This window comes from Aeromonas aquatica (assembly GCF_000764655.1).
Lineage (GTDB): Bacteria > Pseudomonadota > Gammaproteobacteria > Enterobacterales > Aeromonadaceae > Aeromonas > Aeromonas aquatica.
The window spans coordinates 1-638 of sequence record NZ_JRGL01000004.1 but is presented as its reverse complement, the minus strand read 5'-3'; the positions used below and the strand labels follow the sequence as shown (position 1 = coordinate 638).

The following is a 638-nucleotide window of genomic DNA, read 5'->3' as shown; positions in this document are numbered from 1 at the left end:
GTACAGCCCCACTGGGGATAATAAATTTTTTATCAGGTTTAATCTTGAACGCATGAGGGTTCGTGCCAGTACTTACAACATCACCTGCACGAACAATAGATTTATAATGCTTATTTACAGTATGCTCTTCTGCTGCACGCTTGGTAAATCTATCTATTACAAGTCCACTATCGGGTAAAATTGAATGAGAAGAACCGTAGACAGCCCAGTTGAGTGATATTGCCCCATTTTCTTTATTACATAAAAGTGAATTCAATGGCTCTAAACCATCTTCATAGTTACTTGGTGCAATAAATTCATCAGCATCAATAAATGCTATCCATTTATTGTCATCAAGGGTTGACAGTATTTCGTCATATGCACCTAATTGTGGTGGTGTATTGTCTTGTGTTGGGTATTCTATCCTTTTGATAAGTCCAGATTTATCGAGATAGTACAGTAGCTCACTACTACCATCTGTGCTGATATTATCTGCTATATGGAAGTCTGTAATTCCCAGCGTCATATGATATGCTAGCCATTCTATAATGTACGGGCATTCATTTTTGAAAATCGCACCGATAGAAATCATTTTACCACCTTGTTTATTAAATAGAGAAATCTTCACGGTCTTTCGTCAAATTTTGACTGTAGTAGGG

1 protein-coding gene is annotated in these 638 nt (G+C 37.0%); it reads right to left on the bottom strand.

The features are described 5' to 3' along the window. Nucleotides 1-607: glycosyltransferase family 2 protein (locus LG30_RS21220; RefSeq protein WP_161785785.1), on the bottom strand; the 607-nt coding region annotated here is incomplete at its 3' end. Between the last annotated feature and the right edge of the window lie 31 nt (nucleotides 608-638).